Raw genomic sequence first — 20,788 nt, 5'->3', positions numbered from 1 at the left:
AGCATCGGCAGTAGAGTCAGCGCAAGCATCAGCATTAGCGCAAGCATTAGCATCTATGTCTATATCTAAATATTTATCATAGTCAGTATCTATTTCTGGATCTAAACAATTATCACAGCTATCGCAGCAACTATCACAGCTATCACAGCAATTATCACAGCAATTATTATTGCAATCACAATGTCGTCTTCTATTTAATTTTGCTTCTTCAAGCTCTCTCTTTCTTTTTTCAATTCTTTTTTTCTTTCTTCTCTCTTTTTTTCTCTTAAAAATTTATCTTTATTTGTTCTATTGAATGATTTTGGTGTCAATTTATATTCTATTATAGGTCTATTCATATAGTGCTCTCCTCTATATTATATAATCAAGTAGATAATTGTTATCGACTTAATTATATATATGCATTTTCTAGACAATTTGATACAATATATTTTATTTTTTGCTAAAATACAATGAAATACTAGTAATTAAGAGATCTGCCATTGATACAACTCATAGGGATAAGAAAATTATAGAAAAATAGATAGATGGTATATAGCTTATAATAAAGTGCGTTTCAAATAATAAATAAAATATATAATAAAAATTATTGACAAACCTGAATGGTAAATATAAAATAGTATTGCAATGATATTGATAATTATTATCAATAAAACGGGTAATTAAAAATTTATACAAAAAATACTAACAGACAATCAGGAGGGTGATTATGAAACTAAAAAAAATAGGTTCTGTTGTTATTGCTTGTGCTTTACTAATAACAGGATGCTCAAGCCCAGCGGGCAAAGATCAAGATAAGTCTAATACAGGACAAAGTAGTTCTGCTAGTTATCCAATGACAATAAAACATGCATTTGGAGAAACTGTTATAGAAAAAAAACCAGAAAGAGTTGCTACAATTTCTTGGGGAAATCAAGATACACCTTTAGCATTAGGTGTCAAACCAGTGGGTGTATCTAAAGCTAACTATGGTACAACAGATAAAAATGGACTACTACCGTGGACAGGTGAAAAGTATAAAGAATTAGGAGTAGAAAAACCAGCTACTTTTGATGATATAGATGGTTTAGATTATGAAGCGATAAGTAATTCTAACCCAGACGTTATATTAGCTTCATACTCAGGAGTTACAAAAGAGGAATATGATTTATTAAGTAAAATTGCTCCTGTTGTAGCATATCCTAAACTTCCATGGCAAACATATTGGCGAGACCAAATAACTATAAACTCTACAGCTATAGGTAAAAAAGATGAGGGAGAGAAATTAGTTTCAAACTTAGAAAAATTAATAAAAGAAAAAACTAGTAACTATTCACAACTTAAAGGTAAAAAGGGAGGATTTTTCTACTTTAATCCAGCGGACTTAGGTAAGTTCTATGTATATCTTCCAATGGATCCTCGTGCAGCATATTTAAATGACTTAGGACTAGAGTTACCTGAAAGTGTATCTAAACTAGCTGAATCTTCAGATAGCTTTGCAGTTGAAATTAGTTCAGAAAATATTGATAAATTAAAAGATATAGATGTTATAGTAACTTATGGAAATGAAAAGTTATTAAAGCAATTACAATCAGATCCTTTATTAGGAACACTTCCAGCAATAAAAAGAGGTTCAGTTGCCATTATAGAAGATGGTTCAGCACTAGCAGCATCTGGTACTCCTACTGCATTATCTATTCCAGCAACTATAGACGAATACTTAAAGACACTTGGAGAGGCAGCAGATAAGGTAAAATAATGAGACTTACAAAAACCATAGGAATATACTTAGTTAGCTTTATTTGTCTAGGTATATGTGTAATAGCATCATTAGTATTTGGTTCAAAAAATATTGAATTTAGTCAAGTAATAAATTCTTTATTAAATAATGATAATACGTCTTTTGCAGCAGTAGTAGTTCGTGAGCGTATTCCAAGAACTATTTTTAGTATTATGGCAGGGGCTTCTCTTGGAATATCAGGAGCCCTTATGCAATCTATTACTCGAAATCCAATAGCTGACCCGAGTATTTTAGGAGTAAATACTGGAGCATCTTTATTTGTTGTAAGTGGGATTGCATTTTTTAATATAGGAACAGCTAATGAATATATTTGGTTTGCGCTAGCAGGAGCAGGTATAACGGCAATATTTGTTTATGGCATAGCTTCTATTGGAGCGGGAGGTATGACACCTATAAAACTTGCTTTAGCAGGAGCAGCCACTAGTGCAGCTTTATCATCATTAGTAAGTGCAGTTATTTTACCACGTGCAGACGTCATGGATGCGTATAGATTTTGGCAAGTTGGAAGTGTAAGTGGTGCAACTTGGGAAGGTATTAATTCAATATTACCATTTTTAATAATTGGCTTAGTTATAAGCATAATAGCAACACCAGCACTAAATGCTTTAGCATTAGGAGATGAGGTAGCAACTGGGCTAGGAGTAAATACAGGGCTTATTAGATTTGTATGTGCATTAGCAGGTGTTATACTATGTGGTGCAACTACTGCAATAGCAGGACCTATTGGATTTGTAGGGTTAATGATACCTCATAGCATACGTCTTATTTTTGGTTCAAATATGAGAAGTTTAGTTCCAATGTCTGCTATTGGAGGAGCAATGCTTTTAACAATCTCGGATGTTATAGGAAGAGTAATTGGAAGCCCAAGCGAACTTGAGGTAGGAATTATAACTGCATTTTTAGGAGCACCAATTCTTATTGTAATTGCTAGGAAAGCGAAGGTGAAATCTATATGATGCAAAATACTCACAATATGATAAAACAAGGATATGCTAAAAGAAAAATGCGTATGATTAGTGTAACTCTTATACTTCTTGCTTTAACAGTAGGTCTTTGCACTATTATGCTTTTATATGGTAAGACTAATTATCCGTTAAGTGTAGTTATGAAAGTTATAGGTGGAGAACAAATCCAAGGTGCTTCATTTACAATAGCTACTCTCCGTTTACCAAGAATGCTTTGCGGTCTTTTAGTAGGTTTAGCTTTTGGAGTAGCAGGAAATACATTTCAAACTATGCTTAGAAATCCATTAGCTAGTCCTGATATTATAGGTATAACTTCAGGTTGTAGTATTGCAGCAGTATTTTGTATATTAGTTCTTCGTATGAGTGGAAGTAGTGTTTCTATAGCAGCAGTAATTTCTGGGATTATAGTAGCAACACTTATATATCTATTATCTAAAGGTTCAGGATTCTCAGGTGGGAGATTAATACTTATAGGAATTGGAATACAAGCAATGATAAATGCACTTGTATCATTTTTATTACTTAAGGCATCACAGTATGATGTCCCAGGTGCACTTAGATGGTTAAGTGGCAGTTTAAATGGAATGCGTATGGAAGATGTGCCAAGTTTATTTATTGTTGTAGTTATATTTGGAGGAATTATTTTATTATTAACAAAGCATCTTCAAATATTAGAACTAGGAGATGAGTTTGCTACTACACTTGGTGTTAAAATAAATTTAGTTAGAATTATATTAATTTTAAGTTCGGTATTTTTAATTGCCTTTGCAACTGCTGTTACAGGACCAATAGCATTTGTTGCATTTTTAGCAGGACCAATAGCATCAAAACTTGTTGGACCAGGAGCACCAAATGTTTTAGCATCAGGGCTAGTTGGAGCGTTATTAGTACTTGGAGCAGATATGATTGGTCAGTTTGTATTTAGTACAAGATTTCCAGTAGGTGTGATTACGGGAATTTTAGGAGCTCCATATATGCTATTTTTACTAATATGCATAAATAGGAGGGGACAAGCATAATGAATGAAAAACAACATATATTTGAAGCAAAATACTTAGTAACAGGCTATGATAAAAAGATTATAATTGATGGAATTGATATAACTATTCCAAGTAATAAAATAAGTGTTATTATTGGAGCAAATGCATGTGGTAAATCAACTTTACTAAAAACACTTGCTAGACTTATTAAACCTAAATCAGGAGAAGTTATAATTGATGGTAAAAAAATTACTTCAATGCCTTCTAAAGAACTAGCTAAAGTTTTAGGGCTACTACCTCAATCACCAGTAGTTCCAGAGGGAATAACTGTTAGTGACTTAGTTTCAAGAGGTAGATTTCCATATCAAACACTTTTAAAAGGTATGGACCAAACTGACTTTGATGCTGTAGAAGAGGCACTTGAAATAATGGGGATAACAGAGCTTGCTAATCGTAGTGTAGATGAACTATCAGGAGGACAACGTCAGAGAGTTTGGATTGCTATGGCACTTGCACAACAAACAGATATACTTCTTTTAGATGAGCCAACTACTTATTTAGATATTACTTATCAAGTGGAGATTCTTGATTTATTAACGGATTTAAATCGTAAAAGAGGAACTACTATTGTAATGGTACTTCATGATATAAATTTATCTGCTAGATATGCAGATTATATATTTGCTCTTCGTAAGGGTAGATTAGTTGATCAAGGAACACCATCTGAGGTTATAACATCAGAATTAATTGATAAAGTATTTGGACTGGATTGTACGGTTATAAAAGATCCGGTGTCTTCTTCACCTTTTATAGTACCAAGGGGAAGGCATCATGTTAATAGTTAAAAGTTATTAAATTGAATATATATATAAATCAAGGCTGTAATCTATTATAAAGATTATAGCCTTGATTTTTTTTATAAAACATTTAAAAGTGTATCATATGATACAGAATTCATAATCAAATTATACTATAATAAATTTATATAGAGAATGATAATTATTATCAAGTTTATGGTAATATGAGCAAAAATAATGATGAGTTAATAGAAACATTTATAACTTATTTATAAAATAAAAGCATATAAAAGGAGATATAAAACATGCAAGAATTAATAAAGAATATCGAAAAATCAAAAGCTATAGATTTTGATAGCTTAGTAAGTTGCCTTGATGGACAAATAGAAACAGTAACAATGGCTCAGAAAAAGGGTGTTGGAGTAACAGTTTTAGCATTTGGAAAAGGTGAAGGAGTAGGACCACATGCTGCTAAAGGAGATGCTTTAATTTATATACATCAAGGTGTTGCAACAGTAAGAATAGATGATGAGACTACAGAAGCGACTAAAGGCCAATTTGTAGTAATGCCAGCTAATATACCGCATCAAGTAACAGCAAAAGAAGATATGAAGATGCTTTTAGTTGTTGTTAAGGAGGACTAGGTTATGAAGTATTTAAGAAATATTAAATCATTTGAGGCTATTTCTATGACTGATATGATAAGTCATACAGGAAATAGCATAGCAAGTAAAGCTTTAATAGATAATGATAATACGGAGATAAGATTCTTCTCTTTTGCCAAGGGTGAAAGTATTGATAAAGAGTATTATGAAATGGAAACACTATTTGTAATGATAGAAGGCAGTGCTAAAATTTTATATAATGAAAGTGATGAGACTATAATAAACAAAGGCGATATAACTGCAATGGAAGCTAATATAGACTATGGGATAGAAGCTTTAACTGATGTCAAATTATTTAATATATTAGTAAAAGCTTAAGCTTAAGATAAACAAAAAGAAGCTATTGCTTATGATTAATTTAAAATCATTTTGCAATAGCTTCAGTAAATTATAATACATATAATAGTTAGTAATTTCTACGAGCAAAAGTACTAAAAGTAAATCTATCAGGTCTGTGTCTTGACTCTGTATACTCAAATAAAGTACCATCATCTAAATATACAAAATTTTTAACAACAGCAACTAATTTATTATCTTTTAAATCTAAGTATTTCTTATCATCTTTAGTAGCAGGCTCAACAGATATTAATTTTTGTGCTCCACTTATTTTAAGTCCAAGCTCTTTTTCTATATAGGTATAAATAGAGTCCTTAGCTATATCTATAGTTAATCCTGTCACTATACTTTTATTAAAATAATTTATATCAAGAATTACATTTTCTCCATTTATATTTCTTACCCTGTATATCTTTAAAAGACTAGTTCCTATCAAAAATTTACTAACCTTTGAAATAGACTCATCAGTAATCAAAGTTTCAAATACAGGAATATAAGTGCTGTACTCCACATTATTAGATGTTGAAGCTTCTTTAAATCCTTGAAGACCACCTACTAGAAAGTTTAAAGGTTGAGCTTCCATAATAAAAACACCTTTTCCATGAACGCTAGTTACTATTCCATCAGATGCAAGCATTGAAATAGCTCTTCTAACTGTATTTCTACTAACATTAAAGGTCTGAGTTAAATAATTTTCTGAAGGTAGTTTTTCGCCAGGTTTAAATTCTTTAGATAATATTTGCTCTTTTAAGTAATTATATATATGTAAATATTTATTTTGAGACATAAACACCATTTTCCTTTCTAATTTAGAAGAAATAAATAAACAACTTTTATCTAATATTATATCAGTTTTAGAAAATGGAATCATTATTAATCGAAGTATAAAACATTATGCTAATATAAAAAACATAAAGTTGTTTAAACAAGTATTGACTTAACATGTTTAAACAAGTTATAATTTATTTAAATAAGAAAACGCTTTTACGCAATCGGAAATTAAAAATAAAGTATTATTGGAGGGAAAATATGAGTAAATACAATCAATATGCTAAATCAATACTAGAATTAATAGGCGGAAAAGATAATATAGTAACAGCAACTCATTGTGTAACAAGATTAAGGTTTGTACTAAAAGATGAATCAATAGTAAAAGCAAAAGAACTTGAAAATTTAGATATAGTAAAAGGTACATTTTCTACGGGAGGACAATTTCAAGTAGTTATAGGGAATGAAGTTTCTAACGTATATAAAGATTTGGTAGCAATTGCAGATATAAAAGTAGCAACAAAAGAGGAAGTTAAAAAAACAGCTAGAGAAAATATGAGTCTTATCCAAAAATTAATTGGAGGGATAGCGGAAATATTTGTTCCACTACTTCCGGCTATTATAACTGGAGGTTTGATGCTAGGATTTAGAAATATAATAGGAGATCTTGCATTATTTGGACCAGATAAAAGTCAAACTCTTACAGCACTTTATCCTGCATTAGGAGAATTACATAGTTTCTTATGGGTAATATGTGAAGCTATATTCCATTTCCTACCTGTTGGAGTAGCATGGTCAACAGTTAAGAAGTTTGGTGGTTCAGAAATATTAGGTATAGTACTTGGGATAACTTTAGTGTCACCACAACTTTTAAATGCTTATGGATATGCAGACGCTTTAACTAATAATACAATTCCATTTTGGGATTTTGGATTCTTTACAATTCAAAAGGTAGGTTATCAAGCACAAGTAATACCAGCTATATTATCAGGTATTTTACTTGCAAAAATTGAAGTTGGATTAAAAAAGAGAGTATCTGATTTAGCCAATATGATAGTAGTTCCTTTTATAGCAATTATTATAACTGTATTTTTATCTTATATGATAATAGGGCCAGTTTCTCGTGAAATAGGTAATGGTATTGCAACATTTTTTACGGCATTTTTAACAGGACCATTTAAGTTATTAGGAGCAGTAGTATTTGGTTTATTATATGCACCACTTGTAATTACAGGGCTTCATCATACAATACTTGCAGTGGATCTTCAATTAATAGGTTCTCAAGGTGGAACGATGCTTTGGCCATTAGTTGCATTAAGTAATATAGCTCAAGGGTCAGCTGCAATGGCTATATTTATGATATATAAAAATGATGCAAAAGTAAAATCTATGGCATTTTCATCAGGAATATCTGCATGGCTAGGAGTTACTGAGCCTGCAATGTTTGGGGTAAATTTAAAATATAAATATTCTTTCTATGCTGCACTTATAGGGTCAGCTATGGCAGCTGTTGTAGCAATATCTACGGGAGTACTTGCCAACTCTATAGGTATAGGAGGCTTGCCAGCATTTTTAGCTATACAGCCACAGCACTGGATAACATATATATTAGCAATGCTAGTAGCACTTATAGTACCGTTTATTTTAACTATAGTATTTGCTAAGAGAGAAAAGTATAAAACGAAAAGTTAAATTATAAATTAGGAGATTTCAAAAATGAGTAAGTTAGAGTCATTAATAATTAAAGAAGTAGATAATTCTTCTGATTGGTTTAAAAAAGCAGTAGCTTATCAAATATATCCGAAGAGTTTTAAAGATAGCAACAATGATGGGGTAGGAGATATTCGCGGAATAATTGAGAAGCTTGATTATATAAAAAATCTAGGTGTAGATGTAATTTGGCTTACACCCATATATGTATCACCTCAAAATGACAATGGATATGATATAGCGGATTATTATAATATAGATCCTTTATTTGGTACTATGGAAGATTTTGAAGAGTTATTAAAAAAAGTACATGAAAAAGGTATGAAGCTTATAACGGATATGGTAGTAAATCATACTTCAATTGAACATAAATGGTTTAAAGAAGCATTAAAGGGTGAAGATAATCCATACCATGATTTTTATATATGGAAAAAAGTTGATGGAGAAAATCCCCCAAATAATTGGGTATCAAAGTTTGGTGGATCAGCATGGAAATATGTTGAGCATTTAGATAAATATTATCTACATTTATTCGATGTTACACAAGCTGATTTAAATTGGGAAAATCCTAAACTAAGAGAAGAGATATATAAAATGATAAACTTCTGGCTAGAAAAAGGGATAGATGGATTTAGACTGGATGTTATAAATTTACTTTCAAAAGATCAAAGTTTCCCTAACGACACATTTGAAAGCTCAAATCATGATGGTCGTAGATTCTATACGGACGGCTTTAAAATACATGAATATATACATGAAATAAATAAAAATACATTTTCTAAATATAAAGGTTCAATGACTGTAGGGGAGATGTCTTCAACTTCTATAGATCATTGTATAAAATACACTAGACCAGAAAATGAAGAACTAAGCATGACGTTTAGTTTCCACCATTTAAAAGTAGATTATCCAAATGGAGAAAAGTGGGCATTAGGTAAATTTAATTTTATGAAGCTTAAAAAACTATTATTTGATTGGCAACTAGGTATGCAAGAAGGTGGAGGTTGGAATGCAATGTTTTGGTGTAACCATGACCAACCTCGTATAGTATCTAGATTTGGAAATGATAAAAAATATCATAGAGAATCTGCAACAATGCTAGCTACATCAATTCATCTTATGCAAGGAACTCCTTATATTTATCAAGGAGAAGAAATTGGAATGACTAACGCAGGATTTGAGAGTATAGAGCAATATAGAGATATAGAGGCAATAAATGCCTATAATATGATTTTAGAAAAAGGTATAAGTAAAAGTGAAGCTATAGAGATATTAAAAAATAAATCAAGAGATAACTCTAGAACTCCAATGCAATGGGATCCAAGTGAAAATGGAGGATTTACAAATGTAAAACCTTGGATGGACTTAAGTTACAATTATAAAGATATAAATGTTGAAAAAGATTTAAGTAGTGAAAATTCTATTTACAAATATTATAGAAAGCTTGCAGATATAAGAAAGAGTTCAAAAATTATATCTCATGGAAGAATAGATGCTTTACTAGAAGATCATGATAAAGTGCTTGCATATAAAAGAGAATTTGAAGGTGAAGAGATAATAGTTATATGTAATTTCTTTGACTTTGAAGTTAAAATAGAGTTAAAAGAGTTTGATCTATCAGGTTCAGAGATAATTTTAAATAATTATATAGATGCTAAATTAAGTGATGAAATAAATTTAAGACCTTATGAGGCTTTAGCTATTAAGTTATAAATATTTGAATACATGCAAGTGTCTTTAGATTTTAAGGCACTTGTAAATTTAAATTTATTAATAATTTGGGAGAGAATTGATATGTTATCAATATTTAAAAAGAAGAAAATAGATAATTCATTAAGTGCATTTACATCAGGTAGGGTTATACCTATTGAAGAGTTAGAAGATGGAGTATTTTCAAGTAAGATACTAGGTGATGGACTTGCAATATATTCAGAAAATGATGAAGTAGTATCTCCAGGAGATGGTGAGATTGCTACAGTTATGGAATCTACAAAGCACGCAGTCGGTATTAAGATGAAAAGTGGAGTAGAGATTTTATTACATGTAGGAATAGATACAGTATCAATGGAAGGTGAAGGTTTTAATCTTTTTGTTGGTCAAGGAGATAAGGTAAAAAGTGGTACTAAGCTAATAACTTTTAATAGTGAATTAGTTAAGAAAAAAGGATTAAATAGTGCTGTTATTATGGTAGTAACTAATTTAGACGAATTTAACAGTATAAAATATAATACTAATATAAATGCTATATCAAATGAAACTATTATAGCTGAAATTTAATAATTAAGGAAATAATAAGCTTAGGATAAGTAATTTTTTTATAAGTACTAAAATATACCCTGTGTCGTATTTTATAACGCAGGGTATATTTTATGCAAAAATAATAATTACCATAGTTAGAGTGGGAGCATAGTTTATTAATTATCACATTTGCTAGAGCAAGAAGAAGAACAACTTGATTCACAAGTAAAGCCTTCAACGGGATTATATTTTGATTTTGAAATAAGTTGAGTCATACTTCCCATTGGACAATAAACGCACCAAGATCTTGGCTTGTATAGCATCATAGTTGCAATACCAAGAATTGAAGAAGTAATCATCATACTATAGAACCCAAATGCAAATTGTGCAATCCATGGAGATACAATACTTGTATCAGCCCAATTCCAAGGTATTTTAAATGTCCAAACTAAGGTAATAACTTCCTTTAAATCTTTTACGTTGCTAAATACTAAATAAGTAGTATACAACATAGATACAAACATACTTAAAAAGAATATTAAAAATCCATATCTAAACCACTTGCTTTTTAAAAAAGAAGGAATATCCTTATTTCTAGAAAGTTTAAGTTTATTACCCATTAGCTCTAACATCTGTCCTCTACCGCAGTAGATATTGCAGTATTTTTTTCCTCCACCAGCTACTGAAATTATTAATGGAATAAAGAAACATAAAAGTCCTAACCATGCAAATAATACATTAAATAATCCTAATGTTAAATAAGTAACACTTAAAATCCACATATAATCTGTAAGCTTCTTTTTACTTTTTTTCATATATTATTCAACCTCCATAGTTTTAATATCTATAACTGATGCAGGACAAGTTTTAGCACATTTACCACATCCAACACATTTATTAGTATCTATTTTTGCAAATACACCTTGTTCTATATTTATAATTTGAAGTGGACATACCTTAACGCATGAACCACAAGCGACACAAAGAATAGTATCGACAATAGCTTTTCTTTTTATTTTAGCCATATGTTTACCTCCATAGAAATTTAATACTTTTTAGATTATATGATTAATGCAAACTTTGTTCTGTGACTTAATCACTAAAAAATATGAAAGTAGACTTTTATTAAAGTTACAATATTTAATAATTATTCAAAAAGTAGAGATAATAAGTATATAAACATATAGAACTTAGCAAAATATATACATAATTTTAAAAAGGAGAGATATATGAAGAAATATACTTTTAATACTAGAGAGGAACTCTTAGAATTTTTAGATAAACATCATTTTAAGTATTATATTCCAAGAGTAAGAGAGTACATGAGTAGCATTAAAGATGAGTTTAAACGTTATTATGTAGAGCTAACAGATTCTAATGAAGTAAAATGTTGTGCTATTATATCCATTACAGATGGAGAAGAGATTAAAGAGACTTTCTTTGATATTAATAAAGTTATTGAATTTAAAGATACTGCTTATAATAGAGTATATAGAGAGAGAAAGTATAAAGAAGGTATTGAAAATGGGTATTTTTAAATAATTAGTAAGAAAATATAGATGGAGGAGAATGTCCTCCATTTTTTTATTGTAAATAATTATATATAAAAAACAAAAATAAAAAAAGTAAATCAAAAATGCAGAGTAATCTGCCTTTTTTTAGTAAAATATTAAGTTGAGTAAAGTAATTATTAAAATATATTATAAAAAAATAAAACCTTTTATAAATAGAACTCGTTATATAAATGAAGGGAGGGGGATAAGTTGGCACAGACGGATAAAAAGTTAATAAAAGAAATACTAAAGGGAAATGAAAGTGCAATGGAAATATTGGTTAAAAGGCATTATGACCTTGTGCATAGCTATATTTATAGAAGTACAAGTGACTATAATATAGCTTACGATATAACCCAGGATGTATTTATAAAAGTGATGAAAAACATAGATAAATATAATTTAGAAAATGGAAAATTTCAAAGCTGGTTATTAAAAATAGCAGTAAATACAACAAAAGATTATTTTAGAAGTAAAACATACAAACAAAGAATTGAAAATTATGATATAGAAAATCATCAAATACAGGATTCATCAAATGTTATTGATATAATTTCTAAAAAAGAAGAAGCAATAAAAATAAAAGAAGCTGTTGCAAAGTTACCAAGTCTTCAAAGAGAAGCAATACTTTTAAAGTATTATAATGATTTAAAAATAAAAGAGATAAGTAGCATTACCGGAGATAATGAAAATACTATAAAATCTAGATTATTTAATGGAATTAAGAATTTAAAAAAACTACTTGGAGGTGATATATTTGAAGAAAAATCACAACATACACAACCTAAGGTGTGAAAATTTAGACGATGAACAATTTGAAGATTTATTAGAATCAGATTTAATGGATATAGAGAGCTTTCTAGATAGTTATGTAGTTAATAAGGTTGATGAACAAAAAGTAGATTCTACAATTGATATATTAAAATCATATATGCCAAAAGTAGAAGTACAGACTATAAATGAGCAGAGTACATTCTTAGAAAGAATAAAAAATAATACTGAAATAGTTAAATTTCAATTTAGCTTAATTAGCAAAGTATATTTCATATTATCATTATTATTAATACTAGTAGGTACTGTAGCTACAATAGAGTTAAATTTAAGTATATATTTAAGTGCATCTATAATTGGGCCTATACCAATATTACTTGGAATATTTGAAATTATAAAAGGAAGAGATGAAAATGTTTGGGAATTAGAACTTAGCTATAAATACTCTTTAAGAGAAATTGTTTTATCAAGATTAATAATTATAAATTTAGTTTCTATATTAATAAGTATAATTATTAGTATTGGTTTAAATAATACTTACTCAGATATTAACTTATTTAAAATGATTAGTATATGGCTAATTCCTATATTTTTGGTAGGAGCAATATCTTTAGTTATTACTTCTGTATATAGAAGTATAAATAGTATTACTTTATGTGTAGCAATATGGATATTAGGAGCACTTGGTATTAGTATGTATGAAAAGGTAGCGGAAATAACTAATATTAATATAATAGTAGCTTTAGGTATGTCAGTAATATTTGTAGTAATAGCATTAAAATTATTTTATAAAAAGAGTATAAATAGTATAGATTACAGAACATTTGATTTTTAGGGGGATATTTTATGGAACTTATTATAAATAGTATAAGCAAGGAATTTAAAGATAAATTAGCAGTAGATAAATTTAATGTAACTTTAAGTAGTGGAATATATGGATTACTTGGACCAAATGGGTCAGGTAAAACAACTTTAATGAGAATAATTGCAGATGTATCAAATCCTAGCAGTGGAGAAATTTTAGTAAATGGTGAAAGTAAAAATAAATTAGGATGTAAGTATAGGGATTTAATAGGTTATTTACCTCAAAATATAGGATTTTATAAAAATTTTACAGCTGAAAAGTTTTTGTATTATGTAGCGTCTCTAAAGGGAGTAGATAAAGAAACTCAGAAAAGTAAAATTGATGAACTATTAAAGTTTGTAAATTTAGAAAAAGATAAAAAAAGGAAAATAGGAAAATTTTCAGGTGGTATGAGGCAAAGACTAGGTATCGCCCAAGCTCTTCTAAATAACCCTAAGATACTTATATTAGATGAGCCAACAGCAGGACTTGATCCAAATGAAAGAATAAGATTTAAAAATCTAATATCTCAGTTGTCAAAAGATAAAATAGTAATATTATCTACTCATATAGTTTCAGATATAGAATTTATAGCAAATGAAATAATAGTTATGAAGGATGGAAAATTAGTTGAAAAATCATCACTAAAGGATATTTTAGATAGAGTAAGAGGTAAGGTATATACTCTCAAAGTTAGTGATATGGAGTTAGATAATATCCAAGATGAATTTAAAATATCTAGCATGGTAAGAACTAATAAAGAAGTTTTTGTTAGGGTAGTTGGAGATAGTAAACCTAATATAAAAGAAGTTGAATACATAGAAGAAGAGCCAAATTTAGAAGATGTATTTTTATATTATTTTAATGAAAATGCTAATGCATAGGGGGATGTAAAATGTTAGATTTAATAAAGTTTGAGTTATACAAAATATTTTCAAAAAAATCAGTGATAATAGTTTTACTATTAACCGTATTATTTAGTATTTTTAATGTAGTAGGTCAAGATGTATATTTAAAATTTAAAGGATTGGATAGTATTGATGATGCTTATACTGTTATGGAAAAGTATGAAGGAAAGGTAATTACACAAGAATATATATCTAATACAGATAAGACTGTAGAAAATTTAACACAAAAAGAAAAAAGTGGAAAAGAGCTTACAAAAGAAGAGTTAGTTCATTTGCATTTTTCATATGATAACCCATTACATGTAGAATCAACGTATATAATAAATAACAATTTTTATAGTTTAAATGAAATTAAAGATGAAATAAGTAACTTAGAAAAAGAAAATAAAAAAGATACATATGAATATAAAAATCTTAATTATGTATATGGAAAAGCTAAAAATATAGAAAAACCAAAATTTTATTTTTCACATGGGTGGAATACAACTACTAGTTTTAAAATAATAGGAACATTAATAGCAGTATTAATAGTAGCAGCTTTGGCTACAACATTTAGTGATGAATATCAAAGTAATAGTGCTCAAATAATATTGAGTTGTAAAAACGGGAAAAATAAATTAGTTTTATCTAAATTATTAAGCGGGTTAATATTTACAGTAATAGTATTTTTGATAATAAATATTATATATTTCATGAGTGCATTAAGATACGATTTCATAGGATGGGACAAACCTTTGGCATTATTTAAATATTATGGTTCTACTATTTTTGATATTAGAATAATTGATTTTTATATTAGAGGATTAGGAATTAGTTTTATAGGGTCAATTTTATTTGCCTTAGTGACTATGCTAATTTCTTTATTATTTAAAAATAATATTATATCTCTTTTATTAAGTTTAGGGATTTACTCTGCACCAGCATTTTTAGGGGGCATTATTCCTATAGAAAAAGTAGCTAAAGTTTTTAAGGAAATAAATTTAGCAGAAGCTACTAAGGTGGAAAGTATGTTTACTTTACCTAATACTTATAACATTTTTGGAAATCCAGTATTATATTCAACTCTATTAATTAGTTTAGTAGTTATAGCTATACCAGTTGTAATATATTTAATAAAATATTTTGGAAAAAAACAAACTATATAATTATTTAAAGGTATACACAATAATCGTGATCAGTATCTCTGTTATTTGTTTAAAATATTGAAATATGTAAAACACATTGACAATTTTGTTAATGTGTTTTTTATTTATGTCAGAAGTTTGTCAGAAGTAGAGATTATTATATAAGTATAAAATAAGTAAATGAGGTGGAGAAAATGAGTATATTAAAAGCAGAAAACTTAGTTAAAATATATGGGCAAGAAGAAAATCTAGTAAAATCATTAGATAATATAAGTATAGAAATAAATGAAGGTGAATTTGTTGCTATAGTTGGAACATCAGGAAGTGGAAAATCGACTTTATTAAACATGTTAGGAGGTCTTGATAATTTAACTAGCGGAGAAGTAACAGTAAATAATAAAAAACTAAGTGAAATGAACGATGAAGAGATAACTATATTTAGAAGAAGAAATATAGGGTTTATTTTTCAAAATTATAACTTAGTACCTATTTTGAATGTTTATGAAAATATAGTGCTACCAATAGAACTGGATGGAATGAAAATAGATAATGAATTTATTGATTCTATAGTAAATACTTTAGGACTAAAAGAAAAGTTAAATAGTAGCCCTAATAAGCTATCAGGGGGACAACAGCAAAGAGTAGCGATAGCAAGAGCATTAGCGACTAAGCCAGCAATAATATTAGCAGATGAACCAACAGGAAATCTTGATAGTAAGACGAGCATGGATGTTATAGGGCTTTTAAAAATGACTTCTCAAAAGTTTAATCAAACTATGGTTATGATTACCCATAATGAAGAAATAGCTCAGTTGTCTGATAGAATAATAAGAATAGAAGATGGTAATGTAGTAGGAGGAAATTAATAGATGAAACTAGAGAATAATAACAAAGAGATTATAAAAAGAATCTCCAATTCTTCAATAAAATCTAATAAAGGAAGAAATATTTTTGTAGTTTTGGCTATAGTACTTACTACTTTTATGATATCTTCAGTATTTAGTATAGGAGCTAGTTTTATTAAGAACTATAAAACTACGCTTGTAAGGATGAAAGGAAGCACTGCTAATGTATATTTACCAAATCCTAGAGAAGAGCAAATTAAAGCAATAGAAAAATTAGGAATAAGTGATTTTATTGGTAAGGAAATTTTGGTAGGGCAGATTGTTAAGAAAGATATACAAAAAAGTAAGGGGAATGTTTTTCTTCAATATTATGATAAAGAAAACTGGCAAAAACAAATAACACCAGCTATTGGAGATGTTAAAGGAAATTATCCTACTAAAGAAAATGAAGTGATGATGTCTAAAAAGGCATTAGATTTATTAGGTAAAGATAAATCTAAAATAGGCGATAAAATAAAGATTTCTTATATAGATAATGAAGGAAGCGAAATAAAAAAAGAGTTTGTACTAAGTGGTATATATACGACTTATGGACTTAAATTCAATACAGGATATATAGCAGTGTCAGAAAAATTTATTAAAAGCAATAATTTAAATATATCCGACAATGGAACACTATCTTTTACATTAAAAAATAGCAAAAAAAATGAAGCGCCAAATTTATTAAAATCAAAGATAAAGTTATATGAAGGTCAATTATATAATTATAGTTATGATACAGACCGTAATTATATAGAAATGGTTATATACTCTATAGCGACTATAGGAACAATTGGATTATTTATAGTGCTTAGTGGTTATTTATTAATATATAATATTATGCATATAGCAGTAACTAAGGATATACATTTTTATGGATTGATGAAAACAATAGGAGCATCTCCTAAACAAATAAAAAAAATAGTAAAGGGTCAAGTTTTTAGACTTTCTACAATAGGAATACCTATAGGTTTAATACTAGGATTTGTAGTGCCTTTTATATTGGTACCAATGCTACTAAGCACAATTCCATCAGGCGCAGATGTAGATGCTATGCCATCAGAGATATCCTTTAGCCCTTTAATATTTATATTTGCTACATTATTTTCACTATTTACTATTAGTTTAAGTTGTAGAAAACCAGCTAAAATAGCAGGTAGTATATCTCCAACAGAATCGCTAAGATATAGTGGATCAAAACAGAATAAACAAAAGAAAGACAGAAAAAGTACTAATGGTGGAAAGCTCTATAAAATGGCATGGTATAATGTGTTTAGAGATAAAAAACGTGCAATTTTAGTATTTGCATCTTTATTTATAGGGATTATAACATATTTGAGTGTTAATACTTTTTTAGATTGTCTAAGCATAGAAAATTGTATTAATAGATATACAAGATATGATTTTGAAATACAAAATAGCAAAGCTATTGATGGAAAAATAGATTATAGACTTATTAAAGAAATACAAAGTATAGATGGAATTAAGTCGGTTAGTAATTTCAAACTTTCAAACTTACAAAAGGATACAAATGAAATACCTGACCCACGAGCTCGATATGGAGAAGATAGCGGAGAGTTATTCGATGAAGTAACTCGTTTTAAGGATGAAATTAAAAAAGCTCACTCTACTTATGTATCGCCTATAATAGTAGGAGTAGACGACTTAGCTATAGAAAACTTCAATGATAAAAGTAATTTGAAAATAGATGTTGAAGCTTTCAAATCAGGAAAGATGGCTTTAGTAGATAGTAACTATTTTTCAGAAGAATATAACAAATTTATAAAAGATAAAAATTTTACTAAAGAAAAGATTGTTTTAAGAGGAAAGCATAAGAACTCTTTAAATTTCAATGTAACTCAAATTATAAATGATTCTAATTTATTAGTACATACAGGGTTACCTACTGTTTATATTAGTTTAGATCAGTTGGAAAAATTAGATAAGAATGCTGTAAATTATACGCTGCACATAAATGTAGACAAGAAATATAATGAAGCTATAAATTCTAAAATTAAAAGAATGACAAAAGATAAGAATTTATTTGTGATATCAAAGTTTGAAGAATTTAAGCAACTTAAGAGTAGCAAGATGATTATGAATATTATAGGGGGAGGGATGTCTATCATACTTATATTAATAGGCTTATTAAACTTTATAAATGTTATGGTTACAAGTATCAATATAAGGTTAAAAGAGCTTGCAGTTATGGAAAGTATAGGTATGACTAAAAATCAAATTAAAAAAATGTTAACTCTTGAAGGAGCCTACTATGCAGGTATTACCACTTTACTTGTATCAACTTTAGGTGTGAAGATAGTATTTATAATTGGTGAAATGGCAAGAAAAATAGATAATTATGCTAGTTTTGTATTACCAGTAATTCCTTTTATTTCTTTAACAATATTAATATTTGCAGTATGTTTAATTACTCCAAGTATAGCTTATAAATACTCTAGCAAAAAAAGTGTAACGGAAAGACTCAGAGAAAATGAACTATAGACAATAACTAATTTGTAAATGATTATTAAAATAAAAATAATTTTATTATAGTGGTAGATTTTAAAAGTCTACCACTATTGTTATAATTATGAAGGTGTGTAAAGTAAGTTATAAGATATTAGGAGGATTATGTGGAGACTATTTTAATAATAGAAGATGATAGAATTTTAAATAGAGGAGTGTCATTTGCTTTAAAGAAGGAAGGGTATAATGTAATAAGTAATTATAATATATCAGATGGGAAAGTTTCTATTATGGAAAATAATATAGATTTTTTACTTTTAGATATTAATTTACCTGATGGTAGTGGCTTAGATTTATGTGAACAAATTAATGATAAGATAAATTTTCCTATAGTCTTATTTACTGCAAATGATACAGATGAAGATATGATTAAAGGTTTTGAAATGGGTTGTGATGATTATATTGCAAAACCTTTTTCTATGGATGTACTAAAATTAAAAATTAATGCTATTCTAAAAATAAGTGCGAAGGTAGAAAAAGACATTTTCAAATACAAAGACTTAAACATAGACTTTGGAAGCAGAAAGGTATTTGTAAAAGATGAGGAAGTTAATTTAACAGTGACAGAATATAAACTTTTAGAATTACTTTCAAAAAATAAGGGAAGAGCTGTTACTAAGGAGATTATCTTAGAAAAGCTTTGGGATAGTAATGGCAATTATGTAGATGAAAATACCATAAGTGTAAATATTAGAAGATTACGAAAAAAGATAGAAGAAGATACTAAAAATCCACAGTATATAATTACTTTATTTGGTATTGGCTATATCATGGGAGATTAAAAATGGGAAAAAATTATAATGATAACATACTAAAGGATTTTAATAAGTACAATACATTTTTTAGGATTATTATAATAACTTTATGTATAATCTTTAATATTATCATATTATTTGTAAGTAAAGATTTAAAGATAACCTATATATGTTTAGGTTTTACAGTTATTATTTTACTAGGGTTTTATATTTATGAAAAATTATTTGAAAACTATATGAGTAATATTTTAATAAAATTATCAGATATGTTATCTACTATATCCGATATGAGAGAAAAGGAAGTGTTTTCTCAAATAGATGATTCTTTATTCTCGAAATTGCAATACCAAACTATCAAGTTGACTAAATTACTAAAGTCTCAAAATATGAAAATAGAGAAAGATAAGGAAAGAATAAAGTCACTAATATCTGATATAGCTCATCAGCTAAAAACACCCTTAACTAATATGAAGATTTATAGTGAGTTTTTGCAGTATGAGGATATAAGTAAGGAAGAGAAAGATGAGTTTAACAAGGCAATGATAATCTCTTTGGATAAACTATGTTTTTTAGTAGAAAGCATGATAAAAATGTCTCGCTTAGAAAGTTCTATTATAAATTTAAGACCTCAAAAACTAAGTATAAATGAAACTATAATAAGTGCGATAACTCAATTACATAAAAAGGCAGAGATGAAAAATATACATATAAATTTTAATTCTGAAAATGATATTTTGTTAATTCATGATAAAAATTGGACAACAGAAGCTATATTTAACATAATAGAAAATGCTATAAAATACTCTCCAATAGAAAGCGAGATTAATATTTCTGTTGAAAGTTATGAGATGTTTACGAAAATAGATATAAAAGATGAAGGAATAGGAGTAAGTGAAGAAGAAATTCCGAAAATTTTCTCAAGATTCTATAGAGGTGAAAATGCCTATGAAGAGGAAGGGATTGGTATAGGACTTTATTTAAGTAGAAAAATCATTACTAAGGAAGATGGATATATAAAAGTTAGTTCAAATAGTAATGGAAGTATTTTTTCAGTGCTTTTACCTAATAAGATTTTAAAGTAAAAACATTATGTTTTACTCAATCACCCTTAGGGATAAATTTCATATGGAAATATAATCGTGGATATTATTCTTGTGAATCGTATCTATAATTTAAATAAAAAA

Annotated in this window: 22 protein-coding genes; 18 read left to right on the top strand and 4 right to left on the bottom strand. The window is 28.1% G+C overall.

The annotated features are described in order from the left end of the window. Positions 1-194: 194 nt before the first annotated feature. Entirely contained in the window at positions 195-338 is a 144-nt protein-coding gene (locus JWF52_RS04840; protein ID WP_208332217.1) for a hypothetical protein, read from the bottom strand. 371 nt (positions 339-709) lie between these two features. On the opposite strand from JWF52_RS04840, the gene JWF52_RS04835 reads away from it, so the two are divergent. The 6 genes from JWF52_RS04835 to JWF52_RS04810 all read left to right on the top strand — a co-directional run bounded on the left by JWF52_RS04835 (position 710) and on the right by JWF52_RS04810 (position 5,505). Continuing rightward, positions 710-1,738: an iron-siderophore ABC transporter substrate-binding protein gene (locus JWF52_RS04835; protein ID WP_208332216.1), complete on the top strand. Its 1,029-nt coding sequence runs from the start codon at positions 710-712 to the stop codon at positions 1,736-1,738. Next, complete coding sequence (locus JWF52_RS04830) at positions 1,738-2,736, top strand: FecCD family ABC transporter permease (RefSeq protein ID WP_208332215.1); 999 nt, start codon at positions 1,738-1,740, stop codon at positions 2,734-2,736. Before JWF52_RS04835 ends, JWF52_RS04830 begins: the two co-directional genes overlap by 1 nt. Then, positions 2,733-3,764: a FecCD family ABC transporter permease gene (locus JWF52_RS04825; RefSeq protein ID WP_208332214.1), complete on the top strand. Its 1,032-nt coding sequence runs from the start codon at positions 2,733-2,735 to the stop codon at positions 3,762-3,764. The genes JWF52_RS04830 and JWF52_RS04825 overlap by 4 nt, the downstream gene beginning before the upstream one ends. Then, the gene (locus tag JWF52_RS04820) at positions 3,764-4,570 is read left to right on the top strand and encodes an ABC transporter ATP-binding protein (RefSeq protein ID WP_208332213.1); all 807 of its coding nucleotides are present in this window, start codon (positions 3,764-3,766) and stop codon (positions 4,568-4,570) included. The genes JWF52_RS04825 and JWF52_RS04820 overlap by 1 nt, the downstream gene beginning before the upstream one ends. A 257-nt stretch (positions 4,571-4,827) precedes the next feature. Then, the gene (locus tag JWF52_RS04815) at positions 4,828-5,166 is read left to right on the top strand and encodes a cupin domain-containing protein (protein WP_208332212.1); all 339 of its coding nucleotides are present in this window, start codon (positions 4,828-4,830) and stop codon (positions 5,164-5,166) included. A gap of 3 nt (positions 5,167-5,169) precedes the next feature. Beyond that, a complete protein-coding gene (locus tag JWF52_RS04810; RefSeq protein ID WP_208332211.1) occupies positions 5,170-5,505 on the top strand; it encodes a cupin domain-containing protein in 336 nt (111 codons plus the stop codon). 88 nt (positions 5,506-5,593) lie between these two features. Here JWF52_RS04810 and treR read toward each other — a convergent pair whose 3' ends face one another. Further along, complete coding sequence (treR, locus tag JWF52_RS04805; protein ID WP_286184008.1) at positions 5,594-6,394, bottom strand: trehalose operon repressor; 801 nt, start codon at positions 6,392-6,394, stop codon at positions 5,594-5,596. Positions 6,395-6,552: 158 nt separating this feature from the next. On the opposite strand from treR, the gene treP reads away from it, so the two are divergent. The 3 genes from treP to JWF52_RS04790 all read left to right on the top strand — a co-directional run bounded on the left by treP (position 6,553) and on the right by JWF52_RS04790 (position 10,278). After that, entirely contained in the window at positions 6,553-7,983 is a 1,431-nt protein-coding gene (treP, locus tag JWF52_RS04800) for a PTS system trehalose-specific EIIBC component (RefSeq protein WP_208332210.1), read from the top strand. A 24-nt stretch (positions 7,984-8,007) separates the two neighbouring features. Next, positions 8,008-9,714: an alpha,alpha-phosphotrehalase gene (treC, locus tag JWF52_RS04795; RefSeq protein WP_208332209.1), complete on the top strand. Its 1,707-nt coding sequence runs from the start codon at positions 8,008-8,010 to the stop codon at positions 9,712-9,714. An 81-nt stretch (positions 9,715-9,795) separates the two neighbouring features. Continuing rightward, positions 9,796-10,278 carry a PTS sugar transporter subunit IIA gene (locus JWF52_RS04790; protein WP_208332208.1) on the top strand — a complete coding sequence of 161 codons (483 nt, stop codon included), beginning with the start codon at positions 9,796-9,798 and terminating at the stop codon, positions 10,276-10,278. A gap of 137 nt (positions 10,279-10,415) precedes the next feature. On the opposite strand, the gene JWF52_RS04785 is transcribed toward JWF52_RS04790, so the two are convergent. Next, positions 10,416-11,054 carry a 4Fe-4S binding protein gene (locus JWF52_RS04785; protein ID WP_208332207.1) on the bottom strand — a complete coding sequence of 213 codons (639 nt, stop codon included), beginning with the start codon at positions 11,052-11,054 and terminating at the stop codon, positions 10,416-10,418. Positions 11,055-11,057: 3 nt separating this feature from the next. Continuing rightward, complete coding sequence (locus tag JWF52_RS04780; protein ID WP_208332206.1) at positions 11,058-11,264, bottom strand: 4Fe-4S dicluster domain-containing protein; 207 nt, start codon at positions 11,262-11,264, stop codon at positions 11,058-11,060. A gap of 204 nt (positions 11,265-11,468) precedes the next feature. Here JWF52_RS04780 and JWF52_RS04775 point away from each other — a divergent pair, with 204 nt between their 5' ends. The 9 genes from JWF52_RS04775 to JWF52_RS04735 all read left to right on the top strand — a co-directional run bounded on the left by JWF52_RS04775 (position 11,469) and on the right by JWF52_RS04735 (position 20,686). After that, entirely contained in the window at positions 11,469-11,777 is a 309-nt protein-coding gene (locus tag JWF52_RS04775; protein WP_208332205.1) for a hypothetical protein, read from the top strand. Between the two features lie 225 nt (positions 11,778-12,002). Further along, entirely contained in the window at positions 12,003-12,587 is a 585-nt protein-coding gene (locus JWF52_RS04770) for an RNA polymerase sigma factor (protein WP_208332204.1), read from the top strand. Then, positions 12,550-13,398, top strand: coding sequence for a hypothetical protein (locus JWF52_RS04765; RefSeq protein WP_208332203.1), 849 nt, complete (start codon positions 12,550-12,552; stop codon positions 13,396-13,398). The genes JWF52_RS04770 and JWF52_RS04765 overlap by 38 nt, the downstream gene beginning before the upstream one ends. A gap of 11 nt (positions 13,399-13,409) precedes the next feature. Continuing rightward, on the top strand, positions 13,410-14,291 hold the full coding sequence (locus tag JWF52_RS04760; protein WP_208332202.1) for an ABC transporter ATP-binding protein: 882 nt from the start codon (positions 13,410-13,412) through the stop codon (positions 14,289-14,291). 11 nt (positions 14,292-14,302) lie between these two features. Continuing rightward, the gene (locus JWF52_RS04755) at positions 14,303-15,460 is read left to right on the top strand and encodes an ABC transporter permease (RefSeq protein WP_208332201.1); all 1,158 of its coding nucleotides are present in this window, start codon (positions 14,303-14,305) and stop codon (positions 15,458-15,460) included. Positions 15,461-15,633: 173 nt separating this feature from the next. Continuing rightward, complete coding sequence (locus JWF52_RS04750) at positions 15,634-16,305, top strand: ABC transporter ATP-binding protein (RefSeq protein WP_208332200.1); 672 nt, start codon at positions 15,634-15,636, stop codon at positions 16,303-16,305. Between the two features lie 3 nt (positions 16,306-16,308). Next, positions 16,309-18,825 carry an ABC transporter permease gene (locus JWF52_RS04745; RefSeq protein ID WP_208332199.1) on the top strand — a complete coding sequence of 839 codons (2,517 nt, stop codon included), beginning with the start codon at positions 16,309-16,311 and terminating at the stop codon, positions 18,823-18,825. 131 nt (positions 18,826-18,956) lie between these two features. Continuing rightward, on the top strand, positions 18,957-19,631 hold the full coding sequence (locus JWF52_RS04740; protein WP_208332198.1) for a response regulator transcription factor: 675 nt from the start codon (positions 18,957-18,959) through the stop codon (positions 19,629-19,631). A gap of 2 nt (positions 19,632-19,633) precedes the next feature. Continuing rightward, on the top strand, positions 19,634-20,686 hold the full coding sequence (locus tag JWF52_RS04735; RefSeq protein WP_208332197.1) for a sensor histidine kinase: 1,053 nt from the start codon (positions 19,634-19,636) through the stop codon (positions 20,684-20,686). Positions 20,687-20,788: the final 102 nt, after the last annotated feature.

Origin of the sequence: Clostridium sp. CCUG 7971 (assembly GCF_017590215.1) — a bacterium.
In the GTDB taxonomy this organism is placed as follows: domain Bacteria; phylum Bacillota; class Clostridia; order Peptostreptococcales; family Peptostreptococcaceae; genus Faecalimicrobium.
This window is presented reverse-complemented; position numbering and strand designations above follow the sequence as displayed.

Coding starts and splice junctions, on each gene's coding strand:
- JWF52_RS04840 (WP_208332217.1), bottom strand. CDS start 338: ATGAATAGACCTATAATAGAATATAAATTGACACCAAAATCATTCAAT.
- JWF52_RS04835 (WP_208332216.1), top strand. CDS start 710: ATGAAACTAAAAAAAATAGGTTCTGTTGTTATTGCTTGTGCTTTACTA.
- JWF52_RS04830 (WP_208332215.1), top strand. CDS start 1,738: ATGAGACTTACAAAAACCATAGGAATATACTTAGTTAGCTTTATTTGT.
- JWF52_RS04825 (WP_208332214.1), top strand. CDS start 2,733: ATGATGCAAAATACTCACAATATGATAAAACAAGGATATGCTAAAAGA.
- JWF52_RS04820 (WP_208332213.1), top strand. CDS start 3,764: ATGAATGAAAAACAACATATATTTGAAGCAAAATACTTAGTAACAGGC.
- JWF52_RS04815 (WP_208332212.1), top strand. CDS start 4,828: ATGCAAGAATTAATAAAGAATATCGAAAAATCAAAAGCTATAGATTTT.
- JWF52_RS04810 (WP_208332211.1), top strand. CDS start 5,170: ATGAAGTATTTAAGAAATATTAAATCATTTGAGGCTATTTCTATGACT.
- treR (WP_286184008.1), bottom strand. CDS start 6,394: ATGATTCCATTTTCTAAAACTGATATAATATTAGATAAAAGTTGTTTA.
- treP (WP_208332210.1), top strand. CDS start 6,553: ATGAGTAAATACAATCAATATGCTAAATCAATACTAGAATTAATAGGC.
- treC (WP_208332209.1), top strand. CDS start 8,008: ATGAGTAAGTTAGAGTCATTAATAATTAAAGAAGTAGATAATTCTTCT.
- JWF52_RS04790 (WP_208332208.1), top strand. CDS start 9,796: ATGTTATCAATATTTAAAAAGAAGAAAATAGATAATTCATTAAGTGCA.
- JWF52_RS04785 (WP_208332207.1), bottom strand. CDS start 11,054: ATGAAAAAAAGTAAAAAGAAGCTTACAGATTATATGTGGATTTTAAGT.
- JWF52_RS04780 (WP_208332206.1), bottom strand. CDS start 11,264: ATGGCTAAAATAAAAAGAAAAGCTATTGTCGATACTATTCTTTGTGTC.
- JWF52_RS04775 (WP_208332205.1), top strand. CDS start 11,469: ATGAAGAAATATACTTTTAATACTAGAGAGGAACTCTTAGAATTTTTA.
- JWF52_RS04760 (WP_208332202.1), top strand. CDS start 13,410: ATGGAACTTATTATAAATAGTATAAGCAAGGAATTTAAAGATAAATTA.
- JWF52_RS04755 (WP_208332201.1), top strand. CDS start 14,303: ATGTTAGATTTAATAAAGTTTGAGTTATACAAAATATTTTCAAAAAAA.
- JWF52_RS04750 (WP_208332200.1), top strand. CDS start 15,634: ATGAGTATATTAAAAGCAGAAAACTTAGTTAAAATATATGGGCAAGAA.
- JWF52_RS04745 (WP_208332199.1), top strand. CDS start 16,309: ATGAAACTAGAGAATAATAACAAAGAGATTATAAAAAGAATCTCCAAT.
- JWF52_RS04735 (WP_208332197.1), top strand. CDS start 19,634: ATGGGAAAAAATTATAATGATAACATACTAAAGGATTTTAATAAGTAC.